The sequence below is a fragment of the Devosia geojensis genome (assembly GCF_000969415.1).
In the GTDB taxonomy this organism is placed as follows: Bacteria; Pseudomonadota; Alphaproteobacteria; order Rhizobiales; family Devosiaceae; genus Devosia; species Devosia geojensis.
In genome coordinates this window covers 83,699-108,209 of the sequence record NZ_JZEX01000147.1, presented here as the reverse complement: position 1 = coordinate 108,209, position 24,511 = coordinate 83,699, and the positions used below count along the sequence as shown (strand labels likewise).

Sequence of the window (24,511 nt, the reverse complement as noted above, 5' to 3'; positions counted from 1 at the left end):
CCGATGGACCCCCACCCCCGACCCCTCCCCTCAAGGGGGAGGGGAGCCCATCGCGTGCGATTTGTGGCTCCCTAACTTCTTGCCAGCCCGGCGCGACGCGCGCATTGTGCGCGTATTGTTTCGCGTGATTTCCCCGGAGCGCATTTTCGATGGGTTCGACTTTGGCGGCGCGCATGGGTTCGCCCGCCACCCGTGCAGGTATTTTTTACTCCAGCCTGTTCCTGACCGGAGCCGTCTCCAATCCGTTCCTGCCGATCTGGTTGACCGAGAAGGGCATCTCGCCCGAGCAGATCGGCATCATCAACGCCGCGCCGATCTTCGCCATGATCGCCATCAACCTCGTCGTCGGGCGCATCGCCGACCGGGCGAGCGACTGGCGCACGGTCATCGTCGTCGGCTCGATCATGGCGGCCGTGCCGCCGTTCTTCCTGCTGGTGATGGACGGATACCTGCCGATCCTCATCATCTGGACGCTGCTGATCGTGCCGTTCCAGGCCATCGCCCCGGTGGTGGACGCCGCCGCCTACCGCATGGCGCGGCGCAACAACTATGATTTCGGCGCGATCCGGGTATGGGGCACGATCGGGTTCGTGGTGATGACGCTCGTCGCCGGGCTCGTGCTCGACTGGCAGGGGGCGGTGGCGTTCGTGCCGCTGCTGATCGCCGTCAGCGTGGCGCGGGCCGCACTTTCGCTGCAACTGCCGCTCTTTCGCGGCGGAGAGGATCACTTCCGCCCGACCTACCCCATCGATGCGCCGATCAGCCCGCTGGTCGCGGTGCGCATGGGCGAGTTGTGGAAGCCCTGGTTCATCCTGACGCTCGTCGGCGCATCGTTCCTTCACGGCAGCCACATGATGCAGATGGGGTTCGGCGCGCTGATCTGGAGCGAGGCGGGACTGCCCGGGTGGGTCATCGGCATCCTCTGGGCGGTGGCGCCGACGGCCGAGATCCTGGCCATGTTCTATTTCGAGCGCATCACGCGGCGGTTCGCGGCGCGCCATCTCATCCTCCTCGGCTGCCTCTGCGGGGCGATCCGCTGGTGGGGCTTCGGGCTCGAACCGAACATGTGGGTGCTGATGGGCCTGCAGACGCTGCACCTGGCGACCGTCGGCCTGACGTTCCTCGGCATCACCAACTTCATCGCCAACTGGACGAGCGAGGACATCGCCGCCGAGGCGCAGAGCTTCTTCGTGATGATCCGGCAGGTGATCACGGTGATCACTCTCGTCGGCTTCGGATATCTGGCGGCTGCCTTCGGCGCGGGAGCCTATTTCGTCGCCGCGCTCCTGGCTGCGCTTGGCGCGGTGATGGTGTTCGCCTCGCTCATGCTGATGAGCCCAAAGGTCGAGAAGGCCGAACTGAAAGGCGTATTCCGGTAGATGTCGCGCGTGCTCGCCTTCCTTGCGCGACCGGAAACGCGCGCATCGGTCTTCCACTTCACCGTGTTCCTGCCGGTTTCGGTGAGCGCGGTCTATTTCGCCATCTGGCTCTCGGGCAAGGACATCTCGCCAGAACAGATCGGCATCATCAACGCGGCGCCCGTGCTGGTGCTGCTGCTCATCAACCTCTTCATCGGGCGGCTGGCCGACCGGGCCAAGGATTGGCGCACGATGATCCTGATCATGGCGCTGATCGCCGGATCAGTGCCGATCGGGCTTTTCTTCGTCGACGAGTTCTGGGGAATCCTGCTGGTCTGGACGCTGGTCGCGGTCTCGTCCGGTTCGATACCGCCGGTGGTCGATGCGGCGACCGTGCGGATGACGACGCGCAACGGCAGCGATTTCGGCACGGTGCGCGCTTGGGGAACGGTCGGCTACGTCGCGGGCACGGCGCTGACCGGCATGGCCATCGTCTGGTGGGGCGCGGCGGCATTCGTGCCGCTCTTCGTCGGGCTTTCGCTGTTCCGGGCGCTGCTGGCGCTGCAGTTGCCGCGCTTCCGCGCGCCGGCGAGCGAGGTGACGGTGGCGCAGGCCAGTCCGCGCGCCGGGGCGCTGAAGGAGGTGCTGAAGCCATGGTTCGTGCTGCCGCTCGTCGCCTACGCCCTCGTCAACGCCACGCACGCCGTGCTTTCGACGCTGACGGCGCTAGTCTGGCACAATGAGGGGATTTCCGAGGTCACCATCGGCCAGCTCATCGCCGTGGCGGCGGGATCGGAAGCGGTGATGATGTTCATCTGGCGGCGGGTCGGCGCGCGGGTCAGCGCCCGCCACATGATCCTCGCGGCCGCCATCGCGACGATCTTCCGCTGGACGGTGATGGGGCTCAATCCGCCGGTCGCGGTGCTCTTCGGCCTGCAGACGCTGCACTCCGTGACCTATGCGCTCGGCTATTTCGGGCTGGTGCACTTCATCGCCAACTGGACGAGCGAGGACATCGCCGCCGAAGCGCAGAGCTTCGCCTTCGTGCTGCAGCAGGCGATGAGCGTCATCACGCTCATGACCTTTGGCTGGCTGATCGCCCAGTTCGGTGTCGCCTCGTTCTTCGCGGCGGCGGGCCTGGGCGTTGCGGCCCTTGTCTGCGTCGTGGTCTCGCTCCGGCTGATGCCGGCCAAGTAAACCCGGTTATGGGGCCGGATGGCGGAACACCAAGTCCTCCGGATCCTGCTTTTGCGCATCGGGGTCGAGAACCGCGCCCATCCGCTGGGCAAGCGCGATGGAGCGGGCATTGTGCGGGTCGACATAGCTGACGAGAGTGGGCAGGTGCCGCACCTCGAAGGCCCAGGCGCGCAGCGCCCGGGCGGCTTCGAGGGCGTAGCCCTTGCCCTCGAAACCCTCGTAGATCATCCAGCCGAGTTCCTTTTCCGGAAACAGGGGGCCGTGATTGATGCCGACCTGACCGACGCACTCGCCGGTTTCGGTCACATCGATCATCAGCGCGCCATGACCGAAGAGCTGCCACATGGCGAGGTCGCTGGCGAACATGCCCCAGGCGCCGCGCGTATCGAACGGTCCGCCCATATAGACCGAGCGCGGCGAGGCCATCAGCCGTTCATATGCGGGATAGTCCGCAAAGACCGGCGGGCGCAGCATCAGGCGTTCGGTGGTGAGGGTGGGGATCATGGTCATTGCGGGTTCTGCGGCAGGCCGTCGGCTATATCGTAGTAGTCGCCTTTGTCGGCAACGAAGATGTGCATGGCAAGGTTCGTGTTGGTCGGCGTGTCGAATGCTCCCATGAAGATGCCGATCCGGTCGAGGTGCAGCGGGTCGAAGAACAGTGACGAGCCACAGATCGAGCAGAAGCCGCGTCGTACCTTGTCGGAAGAGTGGTACCAGGTGATGCTGTCCTCGCCATGGATGCTCACGGCCGAGCGCGGGACATCAGTGCCGGCTTCGTAGTGGCCGGTGAACTTGCGGCAGCGCGTGCAATGGCAGGCGGTGGGGGGCAAGAGGTCGCTCCCGACCGTGAAACGGACGGCTCCGCAAAGGCATGATCCCTCGTGCATCGGTGTTTCCTTCAAATATTTGCCGAAGGGAGCCGTGGTGCGTTGCGCCTGGCTTCGAGCAAGCGGATCAGCTCGCGCGCCTCGGCGGGTGGGCGCACTTCGAGGCGGCGGTAGTTGGAGCCGTCGCGCTCTCGGGTGACGAGGCCGAGGCCGAAGAGGCTCCGGCGCAGGATGGCCGGGTCGTCGAAGAGGTGTTCGCGGCGGAGCAGGGCGTTCACCTGCCGCTCGTCCAGCGTCGCGTCGACAGGCAGGCGCGCCCAGAGCGCCCAAAGGCAGAGCTCCTGCACGTTGCGCCGCGACGGCCACTGGCGCAGGCGCCCGGCCTCGTCGAACTGGAAGAGGGCGCGTTCGACCAGGCGATGGTCGGCCGCAACGCCCGCCTGCGGCCGCGAGAGGCGCTCGGCGGCGCCATGCGCGGCGCGCAGGTGCTGGAAGTTGCGGAAACCGGCCGCCCGGGCGAGCATGTTCATCACGCTCAGGTGCGAGGGCGGCGCTTCGGCGCTTCTCAACTGATGGGTCAGGGTGCGGGCGAAAACGGAGATATCCTCCGCCACCAGCGGAATGGCTTGTCTCGACATGTCATATCCATCGCGTGCCGCGGAAACGTCGTTGGTCGCTGGCTTGACGACGCGGCACTGGATAGGAGCCAATGCTGTCGAGGTGAATGGCAGGTTTAGCTTCCCTTGCGGGACAGCGACGCCTCGGTGTCTGCCGACCGTGTGGCTTTCTAGCACGCGTCAGGTATCACGGCAACGAGGGGGCATGGGCGTTGACGTTGCTCCCATCACCGCTGTCATCCCGGCGAAAGCCGGGATCCAGTACACTCTAGTCGATCGGATTCGCGCCGAAGCTCCTCTCGCCGCCTATCGCCGCAGGAGCCTCTCCTGCGCCGTTTACTGGGTCCCGGCTTTCCGCCGGGATGACAGCCGGTGGGATGGGGCAGGATATTGCCAAACAAAACGAAAAGGCCCCGCTTCGGCGGGGCCTTCGTGTTTCAGATGCCGGTGTTACGCCAGCCGGCCACTGGCGTGGGCGAGGGCGGTGTAGACCTTGCCGCGGTCGGAGAGCAGGTGCTCGCGGGTCTCGGCGGCGGCCCGGGAGCCGGAGGCGGCGCGGCGCAGCAGCTGCTCGAACTCGCTCATATAGGCCTGGGCCGTGCGGGCGAACTCGGGATCGCGCGTGAAGCGCCGGCGCAGATCGTCATAGGTGCTCTGGCCGGAGAGGGTGTAGATGCGGCGCGAGAAGACGCCGGACTCTCCAGACTGGTAGCGGGCCCACGCATCGGCGAGGGCCGATTCGTCGATCGAGCGGGCGATCTCGTCGGTGAGGCCGGAAAGGCCCCCCGGCTGCCCGGCCTGCTTGGCGGTGGCGTTGCGCAGCACGTCGCGCAGCCACCCGCCGTTCTCGTCCACCGGTTGGGTGGACTGTACCGGTTGGGCCGCGGCCTGCACGGCGACCGGAGCCGGGCGCGGCTCCTCGCGATAAGTGGGAGCGGGAGTGGCACGGGCCGGCTCTGCCCGATATGTCGGCGCGGGCTGGCGCGGCGCTTCCTGGCGGGGGGCAGGGGCGCGGTCGTTGAGATCGCGGGTCGCGGGTTGCGAGCGCACGATCGCGTTGAGCTCGGAAAGCGCCTCGATCTGCTCGGCGACGACCCGGCGCATGGCGGCGGCGCTGGCGCGGGTCTCTTCGGGCAGTTCGGTGACGCCGCGAGCAAGCTCGGAGCGGGTGGCTTCGAGCTCGGTGCCGACCTCGCGGGCGGTGTCGCGCATGGCGCGGGCGGTGTCGTTGAAGCGCTGCGTGGCGTCTTCGAGCGCCTGCTGCATCTCGGCGATCATCGACTGCTGCGCCTGGCGGATCGCATGGTTGGTGCGCTGGCTTTCGCTGCCGGCGGCCTCGTGGAACGCGCCGATGCGCCCGGTGACTTCCTCGCTCGTCGCGTCGAGCGCCTGGCGCAGCGCATCGGTATGGCTGGCGATGGCGTGGCGCACGGAGGCGGTGGAGTCGCCGATGGTGTCGGAGAGCGTCGAGGTCGACGAGGTCAGCGCCGCGTTGACGCGCTCGGCGGTCTGGGCCAGGGCGTCGTTGACGACGTTGGCGTTCTGCCGCATGGCGGCCGAAGCGCTGTCGCTTGCGCGCAGCAGGGCGGTATCCACCTGGCGGCTGGTGGCGGTCAGCGTCTCGGTGACGCGCTCGCTGGTTTCGGTCAGCGACTGGTGGACGCGTTCGCTCGTGTCGGTGAGCGACTGGTTGACGGCGGCGGTCGCGCTCTCGATGGCCTCGGTGACGCCGGTGGACGTGGCGTTCAGCGCGTCGTCCATCGCCCGGCGCGCGCCGATGAGGCGGCGTTCGGTGTCGTTGACCGTGTCGGCGATCGACTGGGCGAAGAGGCGCATGCGCGCGTCGATGTCGTCGGCGCGGGCGGTGAAGGTCGAGGCCAGCGCGTCCATGGCGCCGCGGCGCTCCTCCAGCGTCTCGAGGGCGAAGTTGCCCGAGGTCGAGAGCGTGTTGGCGGCTTCGGCGATATTGGCGGCCTCATTGTCGAGCCGGCCGAGCACGAGACCGAACTCGGCGGTCATGCCGCGGATGGTCTCCTGGAGGGCGGTGACGTGGCGGCTGACGGTGTCGCCGGCCTCCTCGGTCTGGCTGATGGCGTCGCGCACGGCCGACGAGTAGTTGGCGGTCTGCTGGGCGACGCTCGACTCGAGCTGGGCGAGGTTCGACGTAGAGGCGTCGAGCACGCGCTGCAGCAGGAGGTTGGAGTCGTTGAGCTTGCCGAGCGCGGAACCGACGTCCTCAAGAATACGGGAGGTCGAGATCGACATGACGGTCTCGGCCTCGCGGGCGGTGTCGGACAGGGCCTCGCGCAGCACGTTGCCGTGGTTGGCCAGCGCCCCGCGCAACTCGTCGGACTTTTCCGAAACGATGTTGGCGAACGCGTCGGTGTGCTCGGCGACCGAGCGGTTGACCTCGGCGATACGGCTCGCGATGTCGTCGACGGCGCCGGTGGCCTTGACGGAAACGAGCTGGTCGATGCTGGAGGCGGCCGCCTGGATCTGCTGGAGGGCGAGGCGAACGGCGCCGTCCATGCGGTCGGCCGAGGCGTTGACGTCGGCAACGATCGACTGTGTGGCCGTGCCGAGACGGCTGGTGATCGTCTCCTCGATGCGGTCGGCGCCGGCTTCGAGATCGGCCATCGACTGGGTGATCGAGGTGTTGATCGCGGCGTTGAGAGCGGCGAGCCGGTCGGCAGTGATGTCGGCGCGGGCGGTGATGGCCTCGGGAAGGGTGCCGAGCCGCTGGTCGACCATGTCGGCGATCGCCTGGCGGGCGGAGTTGACGCCTTCCTCGATGATATCGGCAGCCTGGCGGGCGCTCTGGCTGACGGTCGAGGAGGCGCCCTCGATGCGCTGGATGACGCCGTTCTCGGCGTCGGTGATGCGCACCAGCGCCTCGTCGATGCCGCGCCCGAGGCTCTGGTTGATCTCGTCGACCTTGGTGTCGACGAGGCCCGAGACCGAATTGACGCGCTCGGCCATGGTGTCGGTCACGCCGCGCAGCGAGGCATCGATGCGGGTGCGGGCGGCAAGGCCCTGTTCCTCGATGGCGCGCGACATCTCCTCGGTGCGCTCGGCCAGCGACTGGGCAAGCTGCTCGGTGCGCTGGGAGAGGGCGTCGGAGAGCGCGGTGGTGCGCGTGCCGACGGTCGAGGCGAGCTGATGGGTGCGGTTGTCGAGCGCGGTGGTCAGGCTCACGGACTGCGCGTCGAGCTCGGCGGTCAGCGCGCCGCCCTTCTGGACGATGGTGTCGGCCAGGTCCTGGGTGCGGGTGACGATGGCCTCCTCGAAGCCCTGGGTGCGCTCGGCAAGCGTCGCGCCCAGCTCCCCGGTGCGGCGGGCGATGGCTTCGTCCATGCCCCGCTGATGGGCGGCAAGCGACGTTTCGAGCTCACGGGCCCGCTGGGCGAGCGAGGAATCGAGGGTGCCGGCCCGCTCGGTCAGGGTCGCTTCGAGCTCGACGGTGCGCGCCGCCAGGGTCGAATCGAGCCCGGTGACGCGCGTGTCGAGGGTTTCGGCGATGATCTGCGCGTGGCCTTCGAGGGAATCGGCGATCTCGCGGCTGCGGTCGGCGAAGGTCTCGGCAATCTGCGCGGTGCGCTGCTCGAGAACGCCGTCGACGTCGCGGACGCGCGTCGAAAGCGTCTCGTCGAGGCGGGTGGCGCGGCTGTCGAGGGCCTGCGCGATCTCGCCCGTGCGGGTGGAGAGGGTCTCGTTGATCCGCGTGGCGCGCGTGTCGAGAGTCTCGGCGATCCGCGCGGTGCGGGTGTCGAGAGCTTCGGCGATCTGCGTGGTGCGGCTGTCGAGGGCCTCGGCGATCTGTCCGGCGCGGGAATCAAGCGCCTCGGCGATCTCGCCGGCGCGCACGCCGAGGACGCCGTCGAGGTCGGCGACGTGCCGGGTGACGAGGCCGTCGAACCTCTCGGCGCGCTCGCCGAGGGTGGCTTCGAGCGTGTCGGCGCGGGAAACGAACGTCTGGTTCTGGGTTTCGAGCGCTGCGATGAGCTTCTCGCCCTTGTCGCCGACGGCGCCGTCGAGGCGGGTCAGGCGCTCGTCGATGCCGACCGAGATCTCGTTGAGGCGGGTATCGAAGTCGGCGAGCGAGGATGCGCCCGCGGTCGCGATGGTTTCGCGCGCCCGGTCGGCGGTGTCGTCGAGGGCGCCGTTGATCTCGATCAACGCCGAGTGCAGGCGGCTCTCCAGCGAGTTGAGCTGGATGGAAACGCTCTCGTCCAACTGACGGCTGAGGGCCGAAAGCAGCATCTCGGCTTCCTGCGAGCGGCCGGAGATATCCTCACTGATGCGGGTGCCGACCATGTCGAGGGCGCCGGCGACCTCGTGGCCGCGCTCGCGCAGCTGTTCGAGCAGGGAATTGCCGCCATCGGTCAGCAGCGTCGAAAGCGAGGTCGTACGCTCCTCGAGCGCGCTCGAGAGCACGCCGGTCTGGGTTTCAAGAGTGCCGGTCAGCGCCGCAACCCGCGTCTCCAGAGCATCGGTCAGGGTGTTGGCCTGCGCATCGATGGAGCTGGTCAGCGACGCCGAACGGCTCTCCAGGGCCTCGGTGAACGCGCTGGTCTGCGCGTCGAGCGAGCCGGTGAAAACGGCCGCGCGGCTGTCGAGGGCGTCGGTCAGCGCGTTCATGCGCTCGTCGATCGTCGTCGAGAGGGCTTGCGTGCGCGCTTCGAGGTCGCGCGACATGGCGCCGGAGTGCTCGGCAAAGCTCTGCGTCAGCTTTCCGGCGCTGGCGTCGATCGCGCTCAGGAACTCGCCGGTGCGGTTGTCGACCAGCGAGACGAAGTTCTCGGTGCGCTCGGCAAAGCCGTTGTTGAGCGTGCTGCCGGCGGTCTCGAGGGCGCGGGTCAGGTTGCCGCCGCTGTCGACGATTGTGCCGGCGATGCGCTGGCTGATCATGTCGAGGTCGAAGACGAGGCCGGTGTGGCTCTCGGTGATCGCCTCGCGCACGCGCTCGGTGTTGGTCAAGACGCTCTCGCGCTGGGCGGCGAGCTCGGAGATCAGCGAGCGCATGCGCGACTCGTTCTCCGAATAGGTCTTCTCGAGGGCGGTGACCTCGTTGTGGATCATCACCTCCAGCTCGCCGGCGCGCGAGAGGGCGCGCTCCAGGCCATCGCCGAGCGCATTGACTTCGCGGCGCACGGCCTGGCCGACGGTCGCGACGCGTTCGGCAGCGGAGACTTCGGGCTCCGTGAGGCGAACCGCCGCCTGGGTGATGGAGGACGCGGCATTGCGCAGGTCCTGCGCGCGGCGCACGAGCGTCGCGACGGCGAAGAACCCGAGCACCGGCACGACCATCAGCGCGACGAGGCCGATGAAATCGAGGGTGCCGACGAACGAGGCGAGATCGGCAAGCTGGTCCTGATAGCGCAGGTACCCGGCCGCGCCCGTGGCGCCAAGCCAGACGATCGACAGGATGATGGCGACCCAGGTCGGCGTCGAGGACGAGCGGGTCTGCAGATTATAAAGAATGCGCGAGGGCTGCACGCGGTCGTCGTTGGCCACGGTGCTCGCCTGGGCGGCGATGCGGGTGGCGGCGCGCAGGCGCTCCGAACGCGGCGCGGGCTCGGCCGGCTTCTTCTCGGCTTCGGCCTTCTCGGTCGGCTCGAGATTGAAGACGGATTCCTTCAGAGCGTCCTCCACTGCCGAAAACGCCAGCGCTGCGGGATCGTTTGCGGGGGGTGTCGAATTCTTCGCCATACTCGTTACAACTCTCGCGTCGACTCAACCGGCGATACGGCGAGGTTCGCGAGTTTTGATGACTCGCCACCCCTTTCCGGAAGGGGTGCCAGATAGGTCGAATTCGATGCAAATAACGCGCATCGTCCCCTTGTACCTACGCCGCCGCGCGCCGGTGTAGCGCATTAATACATGCAATTTTACGCAAACCGAACCTTTTCTTAACGAAAGGTTAACAGGGCGCGTCCACACTCGGCCGGACCACAACCTCAAACAAAGGCGAAGGTGTGGCTTAAACTCCTGTTCATAGCCGCAAACTAGGCTCGAATGCTGGGCCAAGAGCAGTTTAGGGTGTGGCCCCGACCCGGCAGGGGGAGCAGATGGGACGCGTGGCAGGCTTCGTCGAATATGTGGAAAACCCCGGGCGCCGGCGCGCCGGCGGACCGATCGACCGTGAACACCTCGCCAAACAGTGCCTGCATGATGCCAATCTCGAGATCGAGGTGCTGCGGCTCTTTGACGAAACCATCACCCGATACGTGGAACGCCTCTCGGCTGCGCGCGAGCCCGAGGAGATCCGGATGAACCTCCACGTGATCAAGGGCGCGGCCGCCGGCATCGGCGCCTTCACCGTCGCCGATATGGCGCCCCAGGCCGAGGATGCGCTGCGCGAGGGATGGTCGGTCGGCACCGAGCTGATCGAGGATCTTTCCATGGCGGTCGAGGAAGTGCGCGGGTATATCGCGGGGATCGTCGCGGAGGCGGGGGAGTAGGCACGACCTGCCCCCACCCTCGATGCCACCCCGGCGCGTGGCACGTCCTCGCCTCACAGCTGCGCCATTCGTTTGACGATCGCGTCCTAAACCCAATATAGAGCGCATCGCATTGTCCGGCCGGCTCGCAAGTCGCCGGGAGCCAGGTTTTCTCGATAGGCCAGATCCTTCACATGAGCGCTGTCCAAGCGGTCGCGACCGCCCCGTTTTCCCGTATCGACCAGTCGCTGGCGAGCAAGGACGCGTTCCGCACGCGGCGCACCTTCGCCATCATCTCGCATCCGGACGCAGGCAAGACGACGTTGACCGAGCGGCTGCTGGCGGCGGCCGGCGCCATCCAGAGCGCGGGCCAGGTGCGCGGCAAGGCCGGCACGCGCTCCACCCGCTCGGACTGGATGGAGATGGAGCAGCAGCGCGGCATCTCCATCGCCTCCTCGGTGATGACGTTCGACTACCAGGGGTTGACCTTCAACCTGCTCGACACACCCGGCCACTCGGACTTTTCCGAGGACACCTACCGCGTGCTGACGGCGGTTGATGCCGCGATAATGGTGATCGATGCGGCCAAGGGCATCGAGAGCCAGACCTTGAAGCTCTTCGAGGTCTGCCGCCTGCGCGACATTCCCATCATCACCTTCATCAACAAGATCGACCGGGAAGGCCAGGAGCCGCTGGCGCTCTTCGACGAGATCGCCGACAAGCTGGCGCTCGACCTCACCCCCGCGCTCTGGCCGATCGGGCAGGGGGTGGACTACCGCGGTTATCTCGACCTCGTTGAGAAGCGCATGGTTGGCCCCACCGGCACGCCGGGCGTCGAGTGGGAGGAGATCGAGGAGCTCATCGATCATGACGAGCTGATGGCCGATCCGGTCTTCGTCAACGCGCTCGAAACGCTCGACCTGGCGCGCTCGGCGCTACCCGAGTTCGACCTCGAGACGTTCCAGTCGGGGCACCTGACGCCGGTGCTGTTCGGTTCGGCGCTCAAGGGCTTCGGCGTTGCCGAACTGCTGCGCGCGCTCGGCGAATGGGCGCCGGAGCCGCGTCCGCAGCCGGCCGAACCCAAGCCGATCTCTCCCGACGAGAAGAAGGTCACCGGGTTCGTCTTCAAGGTGCAGGCGAACATGGACGCCAATCACCGCGATCGCATCGCATTCGTGCGCCTCTCCTCGGGCACCTTCACGCGCGGCATGAAGCTGCGGAACGTCAGGAGCGGCAAGGACCTCGCCATCTCCAACCCGATGTTCTTCTTCGGCAACAACCGGGAGCTGGCCGAGGAAGCCGTGGCCGGCGACATCGTCGGCATCCCCAACCACGGCACGCTTTCGGTCGGCGATACGCTGACGGAGGGCGCGGCGCTGAAGGTGACCGGCATTCCCAACTTCGCGCCCGAGATCATCCGGCGCGTGCGGCTCTCCGAGGCGATCAAGGCCAAGCAGCTCGCCAAGGCGCTTTCCGACCTTGCCGAGGAGGGCGTCGCGCAGGTCTTCCGCCGCATGATCGGCGCGGACTACCTCGTCGGCGTCGTCGGGCCGCTGCAGCTCGAGGTGCTGGGCGCCCGCGTCGAGAAGGAATACAACGTGCCGATCGGCTTCGAAAGCGTCGGACTCGAGGTCGCGCGCTGGATCGAGAGCGACGACGAGGCCGAGCTCAAGCGTTTCATCACCGCGCAGAAGGCCAACATGGCCGAGGACCGCGATGGCGCGCCCGTCTATATGGCGCAGAACGCCTGGTGGGCGCAGCGTGCGCAGCAGGATTTCCCCAAGGTCCGGTTCCTGACCACCAAGGAGCGGGCATGACGCCTGTCGCCGAGCAGCGGACGGCCGAGTTCCTCGACGCGCTCGGTGCGGCCTTCGGCGACGGCACGCTGGTGAAGCTGAAGCTCGGCGGCTATCACGGCCCCGAGGAGGGCTTGAAATCGGCCGAGGGTCGCAAGGTCGCCCTCAAGGGTGGCGAACGGCTCAGCATCGTCTGGCGCTACCAGACCCGCGACATCACCAAGAACTACGAGATCGGCGGGGCGCTGGCTCTGCTGCGGCAAGGGCTAGCCAAGGATTTCCGCAGCGCGCGGCTCTCGACGACGGTGTTCGATCTCACCTTCGAGCGCAATGGCGACAAGGTGCGGCTGAAGCGCGAGGAGGTCGCCGGGCGCGAGGCGGCGCCGGTCACCCACGACCGGGCGAAAGATCGACCGGTCGCTGCCGGCAAGCCGTGGCTCCGTTCGCTGGGCCTCACCGACGCGCAGGGGCGCGTGCTCGACTCGGCGCAGGACAAATACCGCCAGATCAACAAGATGGTGGAAATCTTTGCGCCTTTGATTCAGGCGATCCCGAAGGAGCGGCTGAAGCGGATCGTCGACATGGGGGCGGGCAAGGGATACCTCACCTTCGCGCTTTACGACTATCTCGCCGGCAACGGCTTCGACGTCGAGATGGTCGGCGTCGAGCTGCGCCAGAGCCTCGTCGAGCTCTGCAACGGCATCGCGCGCGACAATGGCTTTGCGCGACTGCGGTTCGTCGAGGGCTCGATCCTCGACCATGACGCGAGCGGCGCCAGCGTCGTCATTGCGCTCCATGCCTGCGATACGGCGACGGACGATGCGATCTACAAGGGTATCGCGGCGGGCGCCGAACTGATCGCGGTCGCACCCTGCTGCCACAAGCAGGTGCGCCGCGAGATGGAGGCGGGGAGGGCCAATGCCGAGCTCGAGTTCCTGCTGAAGCACGGTGTGTTCCTCGAGCGGCAGGCGGAAATGGTGACCGACGGCCTGCGCGCGCTGATGCTCGAGCTTTCCGGCTACAAGACGCGTGTCTTCGAGTTCGTGCCGGACGCGCATACGCCCAAGAACGTGCTGATCGTCGCACAGAAGGACGGGCGTGCGGGCCGGGATCGGGACGCAGTGCTGACGCGCATTGCAGACGTGAAGCGCACGTTCGGGGTCGGACGGCACTATCTGGAGGGGCTGCTGGGTGTGTGACCCCCCCTCATCCGTCTCGCGCTGCGCGCGATCCACCTTCTCCCACGAGGGGGAGAAGGGAAGGTGCCCTAAATGGGCGCCTTGCCAAACCGCGTTTCGCACGAAAGCAGTTGTGCTCCGTCTTCCCTTCTCCCCTTGTGGGAGAAGGTGCCCGAAGGGCGGATGAGGGGGCCTCCGGCCAGCCTTCAACGCCACCACGTTGTGTTCCGGCTTCGCGGGAGGTATGCGCCCACCGGCGTTGCAGGGTTGCCACACCGGGTCTATATCGGCTTCATAAAGCAGCAAGAACGGCCTGATGACCAAGATCACCTACATCGAATCCGACGGCACTCGCCACGAGACCGAGGCGCAGAACGGGGCGACCGTGATGGAGACCGCCATCATGAACGGCGTGCCGGGGATCGTGGCCGAGTGCGGGGGCGCGTGCACCTGCGCGACCTGCCACGTCTACGTGGACGAGGAGTGGTTCGACGCCACCGGCGGTCCCTCGCACATGGAAGAGGACATGCTCGATTTCGCCTTCGACGTGCGCCCGACGAGCCGGCTTTCCTGCCAGATCAAGGTGCGTGACGAGCTCGACGGGCTGGTGGTGCATGTTCCGACGCGGCAGGGGTAGGCGCGGTTCTCCGGAGAAAAATTTCCTCCATCCGGGCGGGCGCGGATTCTTTTGGCGGTGCGGCCGGCCCGTTGTGCGTGGCGTTCTAAGTGCGGCGGGTGAAGGGAAATATAAAAGCTATTGTATTTCAACGCCTTGCTCGTGACGCGCGCTGCCTCTATTTTCCGGGCTCACGTGAAGGACAAGGAGTCCAATGGGCCAACTCAACACATTTCCGTTGAGCTACAAGATCGAGGGTAAGCGCATCGTCATCGTCGGCGGTGGAGAAGAAGCCCTCAATAAGGCCCGGTTGGCAATTAAGACGACTGCATCGGTCGTCATTATCTCAGAAGACATCGAAGCGGATTTCTCCGCGCTGCCTGTCAGCGTCATCGCGCGGCCGTTCGTGGCCTCCGACCTTGATGGGACGGCGCTGGTGTTCGTTGCCGGTCATGGCGCCGATGGCGTGGCGGCAAAGGCTGCGGCGCGGGCACGGGGCATTCCGCTCAACGTCGTCGACGTGCCGGAGGAGTGCGATTTCTATACGCCTTCCATCGTCGAGCGGGCGCCGCTGACGGTCGCGATCTCGACCGAGGGCGATGCGCCGGTGCTGGCGCGGCTGGTGCGGGCGCGCATCGAGGCGCTGCTGCCGCCGGGGCTCGGCAAGGTGGCGCGGCTTGCCGGGAGCCTGCGGGCGAAAGTTGAGAAACTGATTCAGGACGGGCCGGCAAAGCGCCGGTTCTACGAGGATCTCGTCACCTCGCCCGCCATCGAGGCGGCGGCGAATGCCGGCGACGGTGCGCAGGCGGCTGAAGCGCTGCTTGAGGCGCATGCCCGGAACGGTGCCGGAGCTGGAATGGTCTGGTTGATCGGCGCCGGCCCGGGGTCCGAGGACCTGCTGACGCTGCGCGCGCAGCGCCTGCTGCAGGAGGCGGACGTCATCGTCCACGACCAGCTCGTGCCCGATGGCGTCGTCGAGATGGGCCGGCGCGATGCCGAGCGCATCTGCGTCGGCAAGGCCAAGGGCCATCACTCGTTCAGCCAGGCGCAGATCAACACGCTCCTCGTGCGGCTCGCGGGCGAAGGCAAGAAGGTCGCGCGATTGAAATCCGGCGATCCTATGATCTTCGGGCGTGCGGGCGAGGAAATCGCGGCGCTGCGCAAGGCCGGCATCGGCTACGCCATCGTGCCGGGCGTCAGCGCGGCGCTGGCGGCGGCGGCCGATACGGCGACGCCCGTGACCCTGCGCAAGGTCTCGAGCGGCTTCGTCATGGCGACGGCGCATGGCGCGGACGACGGTGAACTGCAGCATTGGGCGGCGCTCGCCGCGAGCGGGCTGACGCTGGCGCTCTACATGGGCAAGTCGATCGCGGCCGAGGTCGCGGGCCGGCTCATCGCTCACGGGGCGGGCGCGAGCCTGCCGGTCGGCATCGTCGTCAACGCCGGCCGCGCCGACAAGGCGCTCTATGCCGGCACGCTCGGCGGGCTGGCGGACGGGACGGTCGATTTCGCGCCGGGCCCGGCCATCATCTTCGTCGGCGAGGCGGTGGCTGCCGGCGACTGGGGCGAGGCGGCGGACCTCGCGCAGGCAAGTTTCAAGGTAGCATAGATGGAAATTCTGACAGGCAACGAGCTGACATCGGGCGCGACGGTCTATCTCGACGGCGAAGGCCGCTGGGTCGAGGACCTGCAGGCGGCGCGCGTCTTCGCCAAGGAAGAGGCAGAGTCGCGCGATGCCGCTCTCGCCGCCACCAAGGCCACCGGCCGGGTCATCAGCCTCGAAACCGAACAAGTGAACATCGTCGAAGGCAGGATCGTGCCCCAGCGCCTGCGCGAGCGCATCCGCGCGGCGGGACCGACGGCGCCCGTCTTCGACCGGCAGCATCTGGGTGAGGACGGTCATGTATCGATATGACGAATTTGACGCCGCGTTCGTGCGCGAGCGCACGGCGCAGTTCGCCGATCAGGTGAGGCGCCGGATTTCCGGCGAGCTTTCGGAGGACCAGTTCCGGCCGCTGCGGCTGATGAACGGGCTCTACCTGCAGCTCCACGCCTATATGCTGCGCATTGCCGTGCCCTATGGCACGCTGAGCTCGCGGCAGATGCGCATGCTCGCCCACATCGCGCGCACCTACGACCGCGGCTACGGACACTTCACCACCCGGCAGAACATCCAGTTCAACTGGCCCAAGCTCAAGGACGTGCCGGCGATCCTCGCCGACCTCGCCTCGGTCGACATGCACGCCATCCAGACCTCGGGCAACTGCATCCGCAATATCACCACCGACCAGTTCGCAGGTGCCGCGGCCGACGAGATCATCGATCCGCGCCCCGTCGCCGAGATCCTGCGGCAGTGGTCGAGCCTCCACCCGGAGTTCAGCTACCTGCCGCGCAAGTTCAAGATCGCCATGGCCGGCTCGCCCAACGACCGGGCGGCGATCCGCTTCCACGACATCGGGCTGCAGGCCGTCGCCAATCCCAATGGCGAGATCGGCTGGGAAGTCTGGGTCGGCGGCGGGCTCGGGCGCACGCCGATGATCGGCAAGATGATCAACGGGTTCGTCCCGCACGAGCACCTGCTGGCGTACCTGGAAAGCATCCTGCGCGTCTATAACCGCTACGGACGGCGCGACAACAAGTACAAGGCGCGCATCAAGATCCTCGTCCACGAAGAGGGCCTCGAGACGATCAAGGGGCAGGTGGAAGCCGAATTCGCCGAAATCCGCGGCGGCGTCCTCACCTTGCCGCAGGAAGAGCTCGACCGGATCGGCGCCTATTTCGCGCCGCCGCCGTTCGAAAACCTGCCGGCAACGAAGATCGATGTGGCGCGCGAGAAGATTCTCGACACCGCCTATGGCGAGTGGCTGGAGAACAACATCACCTCGCACCGCGTGCCGGGCTATGCGAGCGTGACGATCTCCCTGAAGCCCATCGGCAAGCCGCCGGGGGACGCGACCGACGCGCAGATCGATGCGGTCGCCGACCTTGCCGAGCGCTATTCGTTCGACGAGCTGCGGGTGACGCACGAGCAGAACCTGGTGCTGCCGCATGTGCGGATCAGCGACCTGCGGGCGATCTATGACGCGCTGGTGGCCGCCGAGCTCGCCGACGGCAATGCCGGGCTCATCACCGACATGATCTGCTGCCCCGGCCTCGATTATTGCGCGCTGGCCAATGCCCGCTCGATCCCCGTTGCCCAGTCGATCTCCGAACGCTTCGCCAGGATGGAGCGGCAGAAGGAGATCGGGGAACTGAAGATCAAGATATCGGGCTGCATCAATGCCTGCGGGCACCATCACGTGGGCCACATCGGCATTCTCGGCGTCGAGAAGAAGGGCGGCGAGCTCTACCAGATTACGCTCGGGGGTGATGCGACGGAAAACGCCGCCGTCGGCAAGATCCTCGGGCCCGGCTTCGAGGCCGAGGACGTGCCCGACGCCATCGAGCGGCTGGTCGATGCGTATATCGCCCGGCGCGAGGGGCCGCAGGAAACGTTCATCTCGGCGGTCCGCCGGCTCGGCGAAGCTCCGTTCAAGGAGGCGCTCTACGGAGCGGCCGAACGTGCGGCGTGATCCGGCAGTCTTGACCCCCCTCCCAACCTCCCCCGCAAGGGGGGAGGTGCCGGGCTGGTGGGTTTGGCAGGATTGTGCCCATGCACCATGCAGCACCTCCCCCCTTGCGGGGGAGGATGGGAGGGGGGTGTTCCGCAACCCGGTGAGGAAACCTCAGGAGGCCCTCTATGGCCCAAGTCAGCGCGCTGCCTAGGCAGCATCGCCCCGATCCTCTGCGCGCCCTCGGCGTCGTCGCGCTCAACGGCATGTTCGACGAGATGGATGCGCTCGGGGTACTGCGGCATGCCATCGAGGAAATCCTGCCGGACGACGTCGCCATCGTCTCCTCGTTCGGCGCGGACTCGGCGGTGCTCCTGCACATGGTCTCGCAGGTGAAGAAGGACCTGCCGGTCTATTTCCTCGAGACGGGCAAGCACTTTTCCGAAACGCTCGACTATGTCGAGACGCTCAAGAACCGGCTGGGGCTGACCAACGTCATCGCCATCCACCCCGACCAGGCCGACGTCAAGCGCTTCGATCCCGACGGGGATCTCTGGGAGACGGACCCGGATTCCTGCTGCCATATCCGCAAGACCGAGCCGCTGGAGCCGATCACCGAGCAGTACGGCGGCTGGGTCACCGGCCGCAAGCGCTACCAGACCGCCGAGCGAGGGGTGCTGCCGCATTTCGAGCTGACGAGCGACGATCGCATCAAGGTCAATCCGCTCGCCTATTTCTCGGATGCGGATGTCGTCGCCTACCGGCGCGAGCATGACCTGCCCGAACACCCGCTTTATGCCCATGGCTACAAATCCATCGGTTGCGCGCCGTGCACCTCGGTGGTAGCCGATGGCGAGGATCCGCGGGCCGGCCGCTGGCGCGGGCTCAACAAGAAGGAATGCGGCATCCATTTCGACTTCAACGGAGCCATCGCCAAGCCCATGGTCGCGGTCGAGAAGCATAACCTCTACAAGGACGGCGCCTTCATCGCCGATCCGTTCCACGAGTGGAGCGAGGCGGACGATGCGGCGACGGCCCGCTACACGCATGTGCCGCTGCCCGTCTTTCTCGAGCACCGCGAGACGTTCCTTGCCAACCCGCATCCGCTGGGCCTGCTGGTGTCGCCCGGCGAGCGCATCGAGGACGTCAAGGACGATTTGTCGCGCTTTGCTTCGATCGCCATCAGGTTCCCGGCCTTCACCGACGGGCGCGGCTATTCGACGGCGCGGCTCCTGGCCGAACGCTATAAATTCGCCGGGGAAATCAGGGCGGTAGGCGACGTGCTTGCCGACCAGATTCCGCTGATGCGCCGCTGCGGCGTCACTGCGCTGGTCGTGACGCACGAGCCGACCCGCAATGCGCTGGTCGAAGGCAAGCTGGCGCAAGTCGGCATTTTCTATCAGCCTGTGGGCGTGACCGAGGTGCCGGTCGGCACTCGGCCCTATCTTCGCCGCGCCAGTTGATTTAAACGGAGCGCGTTTGTCACCTTTTGCTGGCGCACAGCAAACATGTTCAACCACGGGGTCATTCCCGCGAAAGCGGGAACCTCTGTTCAGCCGAACGGAGCCCCCCGCTTTCGCGGGGATGACCCTGCGATAGATCGAGGGCCGGCGCCGCCCCGACAATATTGAGACAAGAATGAGTGGAACTGAAATCGTCACCGATGCCGTCGTCATTGGCGCGGGGCCGTGCGGCCTGTTCGCAGCCTTCGAGCTCGGGCTCCTCGACATCAAATGTCAGTTCATCGACATCCTGGACCGCCCCGGCGGCCAGTGCGCCGAGCTCTATCCGGAAAAGCCGATCTACGACATCCCCGGCTTCCCGGTGGTCACCGGCCAGGGGCTGACCGACAACCTGATGCAGCAGATCGCGCCGTTCCAGCCGGAATTCCACTTCAGCCGGATGGTCAACACGCTGGAGAAGCAGGCCGACGGCACGTTCCGCCTGACGACCGACGCCGACGAGACGTTCATCGCCAAGGTGGTGGTGATCGCGGCCGGCGGCGGCTCGTTCCAGCCCAAGCGTCCGCCCGTCGACAACATCGAGGCCTACGAGGGCAAGTCGGTCTTCTATTCGGTGCGCAAGATGGAGGACTTCCGCGGCCAGGACGTCGTCATCGTCGGCGGCGGGGATTCCGCGCTCGACTGGACGCTCAACCTGCAGCCGATCGCGCGCTCGCTGACCCTCGTCCATCGCCGCAACGCCTTCCGCGCGGCCCCGGATTCGGTCAACAAGATGCAAAAGCTCGTCGCCGACGGGAAGATCTCGCTGCAGATCGGCCAGATCGCCGGCCTCGAGGGCGAGGGCGGCCAGCTCCAGCGCATCCATTTCTCGACCGATGCCGGCGACGTGTCGCTGCCGGCGACGCGCCTGTTGCCCTTCTTCGGGCTGACGATGAAGCTCGGCCCCGTCGCCGACTGGGGCCTCGAGCTCAACGACAACCTCATCGTCGTCGACACCGAGAAGTTCGAGACCTCGGTGCCCGGCATCTTCGCCATCGGCGACATCAACCACTATCCGGGCAAGCTGAAGCTCATCCTCTCGGGCTTCCACGAGGCGGCGCTGATGGCGCAGGCAGCCAAGCGCATCATCTCGCCGGACGAGAAGATCGTGTTCCAGTACACGACCTCCTCGACCAAGCTGCAGAAGAAGCTCGGGGTGGCTTGAATCCTTGCCTCGCACCGGACGGGGAAATAAAACCCCGGGTCATTCCCGCGAAAGCGGGAACCTCCGTTTCAAATTCAACAGAGGTCCCCGCTTTCGCGGGGATGACCTGTGAAAGTTGACCGGCCAAGGGCAATACAAGGACAAGCGGCATGAAAATCCACGTCACCGACCAGTCCGGCACCGAACACGAGCTCGAGGGTCTCGAGGGCTGGCGGGTGATGGAGGTCATCCGTGACTGGGGCCTCAACATCAAGGCCGAGTGCGGTGGCGCCATGTCCTGCGCCACCTGCCACGTCTACGTCGACGATGCCTGGATGGACACCGTCGGCGCGCCGAGCGACGAGGAGGAGGACATGCTCGACAGCGTCGGGGACGTGCGCGCCAACTCGCGGCTCTCCTGCCAGATCCTGATGAGCGACGACCTCGATGGGCTGAAGGTCACGCTGGCGCAAAGCGCCGCCAAGGACGAAGCGGCCTGATTCTTTCCATTGAACTGAGCTGGCGGTTCCATCGCCTCCCTCCCCCTTGAGGGGAGGGAATGAGGGTGGGGGTGGTTCAGTGGTCCACCGATGGACCCCCACCCCCGGCCCCTCCCCTCAAGGGGGAGGGGAGCGGACCTTAAGCCGCCTTGGTGATCTCCACCGCCTCGCGGCCGGTCTTGAGGGCGTTCGTCCACCAGGCGAGGTCGTCGAGCATGGCGTTGGCGGACGTCACCAGATAGTCGAAATCGTCGAGCGTCTTGCCCTGCTGCAGGATGCCGAGGAACGGCTCCATGCCGATATGGACGCCGGCGCGGGTGGGCGCGATCTGCTGCTCGATGCTGATGAGGCGCAGCTGCTCGATGGCGCGGGCCGCGCCGACCCCGCCATAGCCGAGATAGGCGGCGGGTTTGCGGGCGAACTCGTTGTAGGTGTAGTCGAGCGCGTTCTTCAAGGCCGCCGGGATCGAGTGGTTGTACTCGGCGACGACGAAGATGTAGCCGTCGAGCCCGCTGATCCGCCTCGACCAGCGTTGCGCCACTTCGTCCTCGATCGGCGCGTGGGCCGGCGACATCGGGGCGTCGAAGAAGGCGAGCGGATAGTCGCGCAGGTCGACGAGCTCGAGCGCAAGGTCGCCGCGGCGCGCGGCGAGCTCCATGATCCAGGACGCGGGCTTGTCGGCAAAGCGGTTGGGGCGCGTGGTGGACAGGATGACGCCGATCTTGGGGAGAGTCATTGAAAGAACCTCGAAATTCTCGTGGGTGATCTGGTCACCAACGGTAACCGAGACTATATTTGTGACTGTCGCCGAGAGCGGCAAGACGGCACTTTTTTCATACTGGAGTGAGGCCATGGTGACCCCGGTTACCTTCAAGAAATCGGCGGAAGTAACGGAAGAGACCTGCCGGGAGGCGGGTATGACGATCGCGGAGCTGCTGGGACGCGTCGGCGGCAAGTGGACGATCTTCGTCATCATCATGCTGTCGGAAGGGCCGCGGCGGTTCTCCGAGCTGAAACGCGACATCGAGGGCATTTCGCAGAAGGTGCTGACCTCGACGCTGCGGGATCTCGAGAAGGACGGGTTCGTGACGCGCAAGGTGACGCCCAGCATTCCCCCGCGCGTCGACTATGCGCTGACCGAGCTCGGGCAGGACCTGCGCGGACCGCTGATGGCGCTCAGCAGCTGGGCCGTGGTCAACCGCAACCGCGTCGCGGCGGCGCGTGAGGCATTCGAGGCGCGGCAGACGGAAGAGCCGGCGAAGATCGCCTATTTCCGCTAGTCCGCTTTCCCGCCCGTCTGCGTGACGTTGGCGAGGTCGCCGATGAAGTCGCGGACTACGGGCTGTTTCAGCACCGCAAAGGGCAGGGGGCGCACGACCCGCATGGCGGCGATGCCGACACGCACGGTCATGAGGCCGTTGACGACGCCCTCGCCGAGGCGTGCGGAGAGCTTGGCCGCCAGCCCCTGGCCGACGAGTTGTTCCACGACGCCGTCGGTCAGCACCAGTCCGCCGGTGACGGCGAGGTGCGCCAGAACGGCGCCGGTGAGGCGCCAGAAGCCGAAGAAGCCGGGGCGGGCGCCGTAGAGCCGCGCGATGGCGCCGGCCAGCCGTATGCTTTCATAGATGACGAAGGCGATGTCGATGAGCGCGCGCGGCGACACCGCCGTCACCAGCGCCACGCGCCGGGCGGACGCGGCGGTCAGCGCCCGGGCGCGGGCGTCGAGCGGGGCCATCAGCGAACGTTCGGCGAGGTGTATCTGCTCGGCCCCGTCGAGCATGTGCGCGGTGTGGTCCTTGAGCGACTGGCGGGCGCGGGCGAGGTCGGCGCGGCCGGCATAGACGTTTTCGAGGCTCGCCAGCACGGCCCTGGCCTTGTCCGGCCGGTCGGTCGCCACCGCCTCTGCCGCCTCGGCCTTCAGCTTGTCGAGGGTGCGCAGCCGCCGCAGTGCCCAGATTTCGCGCAGCACCAACGCAAGGAGCGCGACGAGGAAGGCGGCGAGGGCGGCGACGCCTGCCCAGCCCAGCCATTCGTAGCGCTCGAAGAGATCGCGGATCAGCCGCTCGGCGGCAAGGCCGAGGGCCAGCGAAACGAGGATTCCGCCGGTCGTCCAGAGGATGCGGCCGACGAGTCCCATGCGCTTGGGCGCGGGCGAAACGAGATCGTCGGGTGCCGCTTGCTCGTCGAACTCGGGCTCGGCGACGGTTACCGCCTGCGGCGTGAAGGCGCGCGGGGCGCGAATGGTTTCCGGGACGATCTTGTCGGGCGTGACGGGTCGGGCGACGGGGCGTTTCATTTCAGCCAGTCTCCGATGAGGTAGTCGAGCGCGCGATCGAAGCGGATGTGTGGCAGGACGAAATCGCCGGCGGCGTTGCGCTCGAGAGTCTGCGGCGGGACGAAACGCAGGAAGCTCAGCGCCAGCTTTTCGCCCTCGAAAACCGATTCCGGATTTTCCGGCAAGTCACCGGGAAACAACGCGATTTCCGTCTTGCCGTCATAGACGGTCCCGTCGAGCGTCTGCCCCTTGTCGGGGGTGCCGATGATCGTTGGCAGCGTCTCGCCGCGCTCGGTGATGGTGCCCTCGCGCGTGGCGCGGATGGCGGCGATGGCGATCGACTGCGTCCCGGCTCCCGCAAAACGCGCCTTGCGCGAAGCGTTGGCGACGAGCCGGTTGAGGATCGCCTCCAGCCGGTCGTGGCTGGTGTGGTGCAGGTGGTCGGCCTTGGTCGCGGCAAAGAGGATGCGGTCGATGCGGCGCGAGACGAGGCGCGAGAGCGGGTTGCTCTCGCCCTGGCGGAAGCACGCCAGCACATCCGAGAGCGCCGTTTCGAGGTCCGCGACCGCCGCCGGTCCGGCGTTGAGGGCCCGCAGCGCATCGACAAGCACCACCTGCCGGTCGAGCCGCACGAAATGGTCGCGGAAGAACGGGCGCACCACCCGGTCCTTGTAGGCCTCGTAGCGGTGCTCGAGCATGGCATAAAGGCTCGACGAGCGCACGCCGTGCTCCTGCGGCGGCAGGGGCGCGAAGGTGAGGGCCGGGGAGCCTTCGAGATCTCCGGGCATGAGGAAACGCCCGGGCGGCAGCGTCGAGAGCGCGCGGCCGTCCTCGCGGCTCATGCGCAGGTATTGGGTGAAGGCGGCGGCGAGCGTCTCGGCGTCGGCGTCGTTGGCGTCCTTCAGCGGATCGATGCCCGCGAGCGCATCGAGGAAAGGCTTGGCTTCCTTCTCGGAGCCGGGGCGGTGGGCGCGCTCCAGCGCGCCGCGGCTCCACTCGGCAAAGCTCAGCGACAGCAGTGGCAGGTCGAGCAGCCATTCGCCCGGATAGTCGACGATGTCGAGGTTGAGGGTCGCGGGGCCGGTCATGCCGGCCAGCCAGCGGTTCGACTGGTATTTGAGCACGATACGCAGCTGCGAAATGCGGCGGGTGCTCTCGGGCCAGGTGGCCGGCTTGCCGGTCAGCGCCGCCAGGTGCTGCTCGTAGGCGAAGCGCGGAATGGTGGCGTCCGGATACTCGGCGAGCCGCGCGCCGATGAAGCGGCCTTCGGTCAAAGGCGCGAAACCGGGCAGGCGCCCGCCGGTCAGGAGGTTATGGACGAGGGCGGTGATGAAGATGGTCTTGCCGGCCCGCGACAGGCCTGTGACGCCTAATCGCAGCGTCGGCGTGAACGTGCCGGTCGCCGCGTCGGCGAGGTTGGCCAGCGCTATGCCCAGTTCGTCGACGATGGTGGTTGGCGATTGCGGCAAGCGGGTCTCCTCGAGCGGGAAGAAGGTAGGGGCTATGACAG

General features: G+C 67.0%; 20 protein-coding genes. 13 read left to right on the top strand and 7 right to left on the bottom strand.

Annotated elements, in window-relative coordinates:
- Positions 1 to 149: 149 nt before the first annotated feature.
- Complete coding sequence (locus VE25_RS17770) at positions 150 to 1,379, top strand: MFS transporter (protein WP_046109990.1); 1,230 nt, start codon at positions 150 to 152, stop codon at positions 1,377 to 1,379.
- Positions 1,380 to 2,555, top strand: a complete 1,176-nt coding sequence (locus tag VE25_RS17765; protein ID WP_046109989.1) for an MFS transporter — start codon at positions 1,380 to 1,382, stop codon at positions 2,553 to 2,555.
- A 6-nt stretch (positions 2,556 to 2,561) separates the two neighbouring features.
- On the opposite strand, the gene VE25_RS17760 is transcribed toward VE25_RS17765, so the two are convergent.
- From VE25_RS17760 to VE25_RS17745, 4 genes are all read right to left on the bottom strand, one after another.
- Positions 2,562 to 3,065, bottom strand: a complete 504-nt coding sequence (locus tag VE25_RS17760; RefSeq protein WP_046109988.1) for a GNAT family N-acetyltransferase — start codon at positions 3,063 to 3,065, stop codon at positions 2,562 to 2,564.
- The gene (locus tag VE25_RS17755) at positions 3,062 to 3,442 is read right to left on the bottom strand and encodes a GFA family protein (RefSeq protein ID WP_046109987.1); all 381 of its coding nucleotides are present in this window, start codon (positions 3,440 to 3,442) and stop codon (positions 3,062 to 3,064) included. Before VE25_RS17755 ends, VE25_RS17760 begins: the two co-directional genes overlap by 4 nt.
- 11 nt (positions 3,443 to 3,453) lie before the next feature.
- Entirely contained in the window at positions 3,454 to 4,020 is a 567-nt protein-coding gene (locus VE25_RS17750; protein ID WP_046109986.1) for a DUF2087 domain-containing protein, read from the bottom strand.
- 429 nt (positions 4,021 to 4,449) lie between these two features.
- Positions 4,450 to 9,651 carry an apolipoprotein A-IV repeat region-like domain-containing protein gene (locus VE25_RS17745; protein ID WP_160300002.1) on the bottom strand — a complete coding sequence of 1,734 codons (5,202 nt, stop codon included), beginning with the start codon at positions 9,649 to 9,651 and terminating at the stop codon, positions 4,450 to 4,452.
- A 416-nt stretch (positions 9,652 to 10,067) separates the two neighbouring features.
- Between VE25_RS17745 and VE25_RS17740 the strand changes: the two genes are divergently transcribed.
- The 10 genes from VE25_RS17740 to VE25_RS17695 all read left to right on the top strand — a co-directional run bounded on the left by VE25_RS17740 (position 10,068) and on the right by VE25_RS17695 (position 20,726).
- Positions 10,068 to 10,460, top strand: coding sequence for an Hpt domain-containing protein (locus VE25_RS17740; protein ID WP_052732069.1), 393 nt, complete (start codon positions 10,068 to 10,070; stop codon positions 10,458 to 10,460).
- 173 nt (positions 10,461 to 10,633) lie between these two features.
- The gene (locus tag VE25_RS17735; protein WP_083989034.1) at positions 10,634 to 12,256 is read left to right on the top strand and encodes a peptide chain release factor 3; all 1,623 of its coding nucleotides are present in this window, start codon (positions 10,634 to 10,636) and stop codon (positions 12,254 to 12,256) included.
- On the top strand, positions 12,253 to 13,434 hold the full coding sequence (locus VE25_RS17730; protein ID WP_046109984.1) for a class I SAM-dependent methyltransferase: 1,182 nt from the start codon (positions 12,253 to 12,255) through the stop codon (positions 13,432 to 13,434). The genes VE25_RS17735 and VE25_RS17730 overlap by 4 nt, the downstream gene beginning before the upstream one ends.
- Before the next feature lie 295 nt (positions 13,435 to 13,729).
- Positions 13,730 to 14,050, top strand: coding sequence for a 2Fe-2S iron-sulfur cluster-binding protein (locus VE25_RS17725; RefSeq protein WP_046109983.1), 321 nt, complete (start codon positions 13,730 to 13,732; stop codon positions 14,048 to 14,050).
- A gap of 193 nt (positions 14,051 to 14,243) precedes the next feature.
- Complete coding sequence (gene cysG, locus VE25_RS17720; RefSeq protein WP_046109982.1) at positions 14,244 to 15,638, top strand: siroheme synthase CysG; 1,395 nt, start codon at positions 14,244 to 14,246, stop codon at positions 15,636 to 15,638.
- On the top strand, positions 15,639 to 15,944 hold the full coding sequence (locus VE25_RS17715; RefSeq protein WP_046109981.1) for a DUF2849 domain-containing protein: 306 nt from the start codon (positions 15,639 to 15,641) through the stop codon (positions 15,942 to 15,944).
- On the top strand, positions 15,931 to 17,601 hold the full coding sequence (locus tag VE25_RS17710; protein ID WP_046109980.1) for a nitrite/sulfite reductase: 1,671 nt from the start codon (positions 15,931 to 15,933) through the stop codon (positions 17,599 to 17,601). Before VE25_RS17715 ends, VE25_RS17710 begins: the two co-directional genes overlap by 14 nt.
- A 167-nt stretch (positions 17,602 to 17,768) precedes the next feature.
- Positions 17,769 to 19,043: a phosphoadenylyl-sulfate reductase gene (locus VE25_RS22455; protein ID WP_083989033.1), complete on the top strand. Its 1,275-nt coding sequence runs from the start codon at positions 17,769 to 17,771 to the stop codon at positions 19,041 to 19,043.
- 175 nt (positions 19,044 to 19,218) lie between these two features.
- On the top strand, positions 19,219 to 20,247 hold the full coding sequence (locus tag VE25_RS17700; protein ID WP_046109979.1) for an NAD(P)/FAD-dependent oxidoreductase: 1,029 nt from the start codon (positions 19,219 to 19,221) through the stop codon (positions 20,245 to 20,247).
- A gap of 149 nt (positions 20,248 to 20,396) precedes the next feature.
- Positions 20,397 to 20,726 carry a 2Fe-2S iron-sulfur cluster-binding protein gene (locus VE25_RS17695; protein WP_046109978.1) on the top strand — a complete coding sequence of 110 codons (330 nt, stop codon included), beginning with the start codon at positions 20,397 to 20,399 and terminating at the stop codon, positions 20,724 to 20,726.
- Positions 20,727 to 20,865: 139 nt separating this feature from the next.
- On the opposite strand, the gene VE25_RS17690 is transcribed toward VE25_RS17695, so the two are convergent.
- Positions 20,866 to 21,462 (bottom strand): NADPH-dependent FMN reductase, encoded by a 597-nt coding sequence (locus VE25_RS17690; RefSeq protein ID WP_046109977.1) that lies wholly within the window; start codon positions 21,460 to 21,462, stop codon positions 20,866 to 20,868.
- A gap of 115 nt (positions 21,463 to 21,577) precedes the next feature.
- Here VE25_RS17690 and VE25_RS17685 point away from each other — a divergent pair, with 115 nt between their 5' ends.
- Positions 21,578 to 22,006: a winged helix-turn-helix transcriptional regulator gene (locus tag VE25_RS17685; RefSeq protein ID WP_046109976.1), complete on the top strand. Its 429-nt coding sequence runs from the start codon at positions 21,578 to 21,580 to the stop codon at positions 22,004 to 22,006.
- On the opposite strand, the gene VE25_RS17680 is transcribed toward VE25_RS17685, so the two are convergent.
- A complete protein-coding gene (locus VE25_RS17680) occupies positions 22,003 to 23,022 on the bottom strand; it encodes a YcjF family protein (protein ID WP_046109975.1) in 1,020 nt (339 codons plus the stop codon). The two genes, VE25_RS17685 and VE25_RS17680, sit on opposite strands and share 4 nt — an antisense overlap.
- Positions 23,019 to 24,470 (bottom strand): YcjX family GTP-binding protein, encoded by a 1,452-nt coding sequence (locus VE25_RS17675; RefSeq protein ID WP_046109974.1) that lies wholly within the window; start codon positions 24,468 to 24,470, stop codon positions 23,019 to 23,021. Before VE25_RS17675 ends, VE25_RS17680 begins: the two co-directional genes overlap by 4 nt.
- Positions 24,471 to 24,511: the final 41 nt, after the last annotated feature.

What these genes read in the sequence shown, in the direction of transcription:
- VE25_RS17690 (WP_046109977.1), bottom strand. Translation starts at nt 21,462, where the DNA reads ATGACTCTCCCCAAGATCGGCGTCATCCTGTCCACCACGCGCCCCAAC.
- VE25_RS17735 (WP_083989034.1), top strand. Translation starts at nt 10,634, where the DNA reads ATGAGCGCTGTCCAAGCGGTCGCGACCGCCCCGTTTTCCCGTATCGAC.
- VE25_RS17740 (WP_052732069.1), top strand. Translation starts at nt 10,068, where the DNA reads ATGGGACGCGTGGCAGGCTTCGTCGAATATGTGGAAAACCCCGGGCGC.
- VE25_RS17750 (WP_046109986.1), bottom strand. Translation starts at nt 4,020, where the DNA reads ATGTCGAGACAAGCCATTCCGCTGGTGGCGGAGGATATCTCCGTTTTC.
- VE25_RS17700 (WP_046109979.1), top strand. Translation starts at nt 19,219, where the DNA reads ATGAGTGGAACTGAAATCGTCACCGATGCCGTCGTCATTGGCGCGGGG.
- VE25_RS17755 (WP_046109987.1), bottom strand. Translation starts at nt 3,442, where the DNA reads ATGCACGAGGGATCATGCCTTTGCGGAGCCGTCCGTTTCACGGTCGGG.
- VE25_RS17685 (WP_046109976.1), top strand. Translation starts at nt 21,578, where the DNA reads ATGGTGACCCCGGTTACCTTCAAGAAATCGGCGGAAGTAACGGAAGAG.
- VE25_RS17680 (WP_046109975.1), bottom strand. Translation starts at nt 23,022, where the DNA reads ATGAAACGCCCCGTCGCCCGACCCGTCACGCCCGACAAGATCGTCCCG.
- VE25_RS17725 (WP_046109983.1), top strand. Translation starts at nt 13,730, where the DNA reads ATGACCAAGATCACCTACATCGAATCCGACGGCACTCGCCACGAGACC.
- VE25_RS17695 (WP_046109978.1), top strand. Translation starts at nt 20,397, where the DNA reads ATGAAAATCCACGTCACCGACCAGTCCGGCACCGAACACGAGCTCGAG.
- VE25_RS17730 (WP_046109984.1), top strand. Translation starts at nt 12,253, where the DNA reads ATGACGCCTGTCGCCGAGCAGCGGACGGCCGAGTTCCTCGACGCGCTC.
- VE25_RS17710 (WP_046109980.1), top strand. Translation starts at nt 15,931, where the DNA reads ATGTATCGATATGACGAATTTGACGCCGCGTTCGTGCGCGAGCGCACG.
- VE25_RS17765 (WP_046109989.1), top strand. Translation starts at nt 1,380, where the DNA reads ATGTCGCGCGTGCTCGCCTTCCTTGCGCGACCGGAAACGCGCGCATCG.
- VE25_RS17760 (WP_046109988.1), bottom strand. Translation starts at nt 3,065, where the DNA reads ATGACCATGATCCCCACCCTCACCACCGAACGCCTGATGCTGCGCCCG.
- VE25_RS22455 (WP_083989033.1), top strand. Translation starts at nt 17,769, where the DNA reads ATGGCCCAAGTCAGCGCGCTGCCTAGGCAGCATCGCCCCGATCCTCTG.
- VE25_RS17715 (WP_046109981.1), top strand. Translation starts at nt 15,639, where the DNA reads ATGGAAATTCTGACAGGCAACGAGCTGACATCGGGCGCGACGGTCTAT.
- VE25_RS17770 (WP_046109990.1), top strand. Translation starts at nt 150, where the DNA reads ATGGGTTCGACTTTGGCGGCGCGCATGGGTTCGCCCGCCACCCGTGCA.
- cysG (WP_046109982.1), top strand. Translation starts at nt 14,244, where the DNA reads ATGGGCCAACTCAACACATTTCCGTTGAGCTACAAGATCGAGGGTAAG.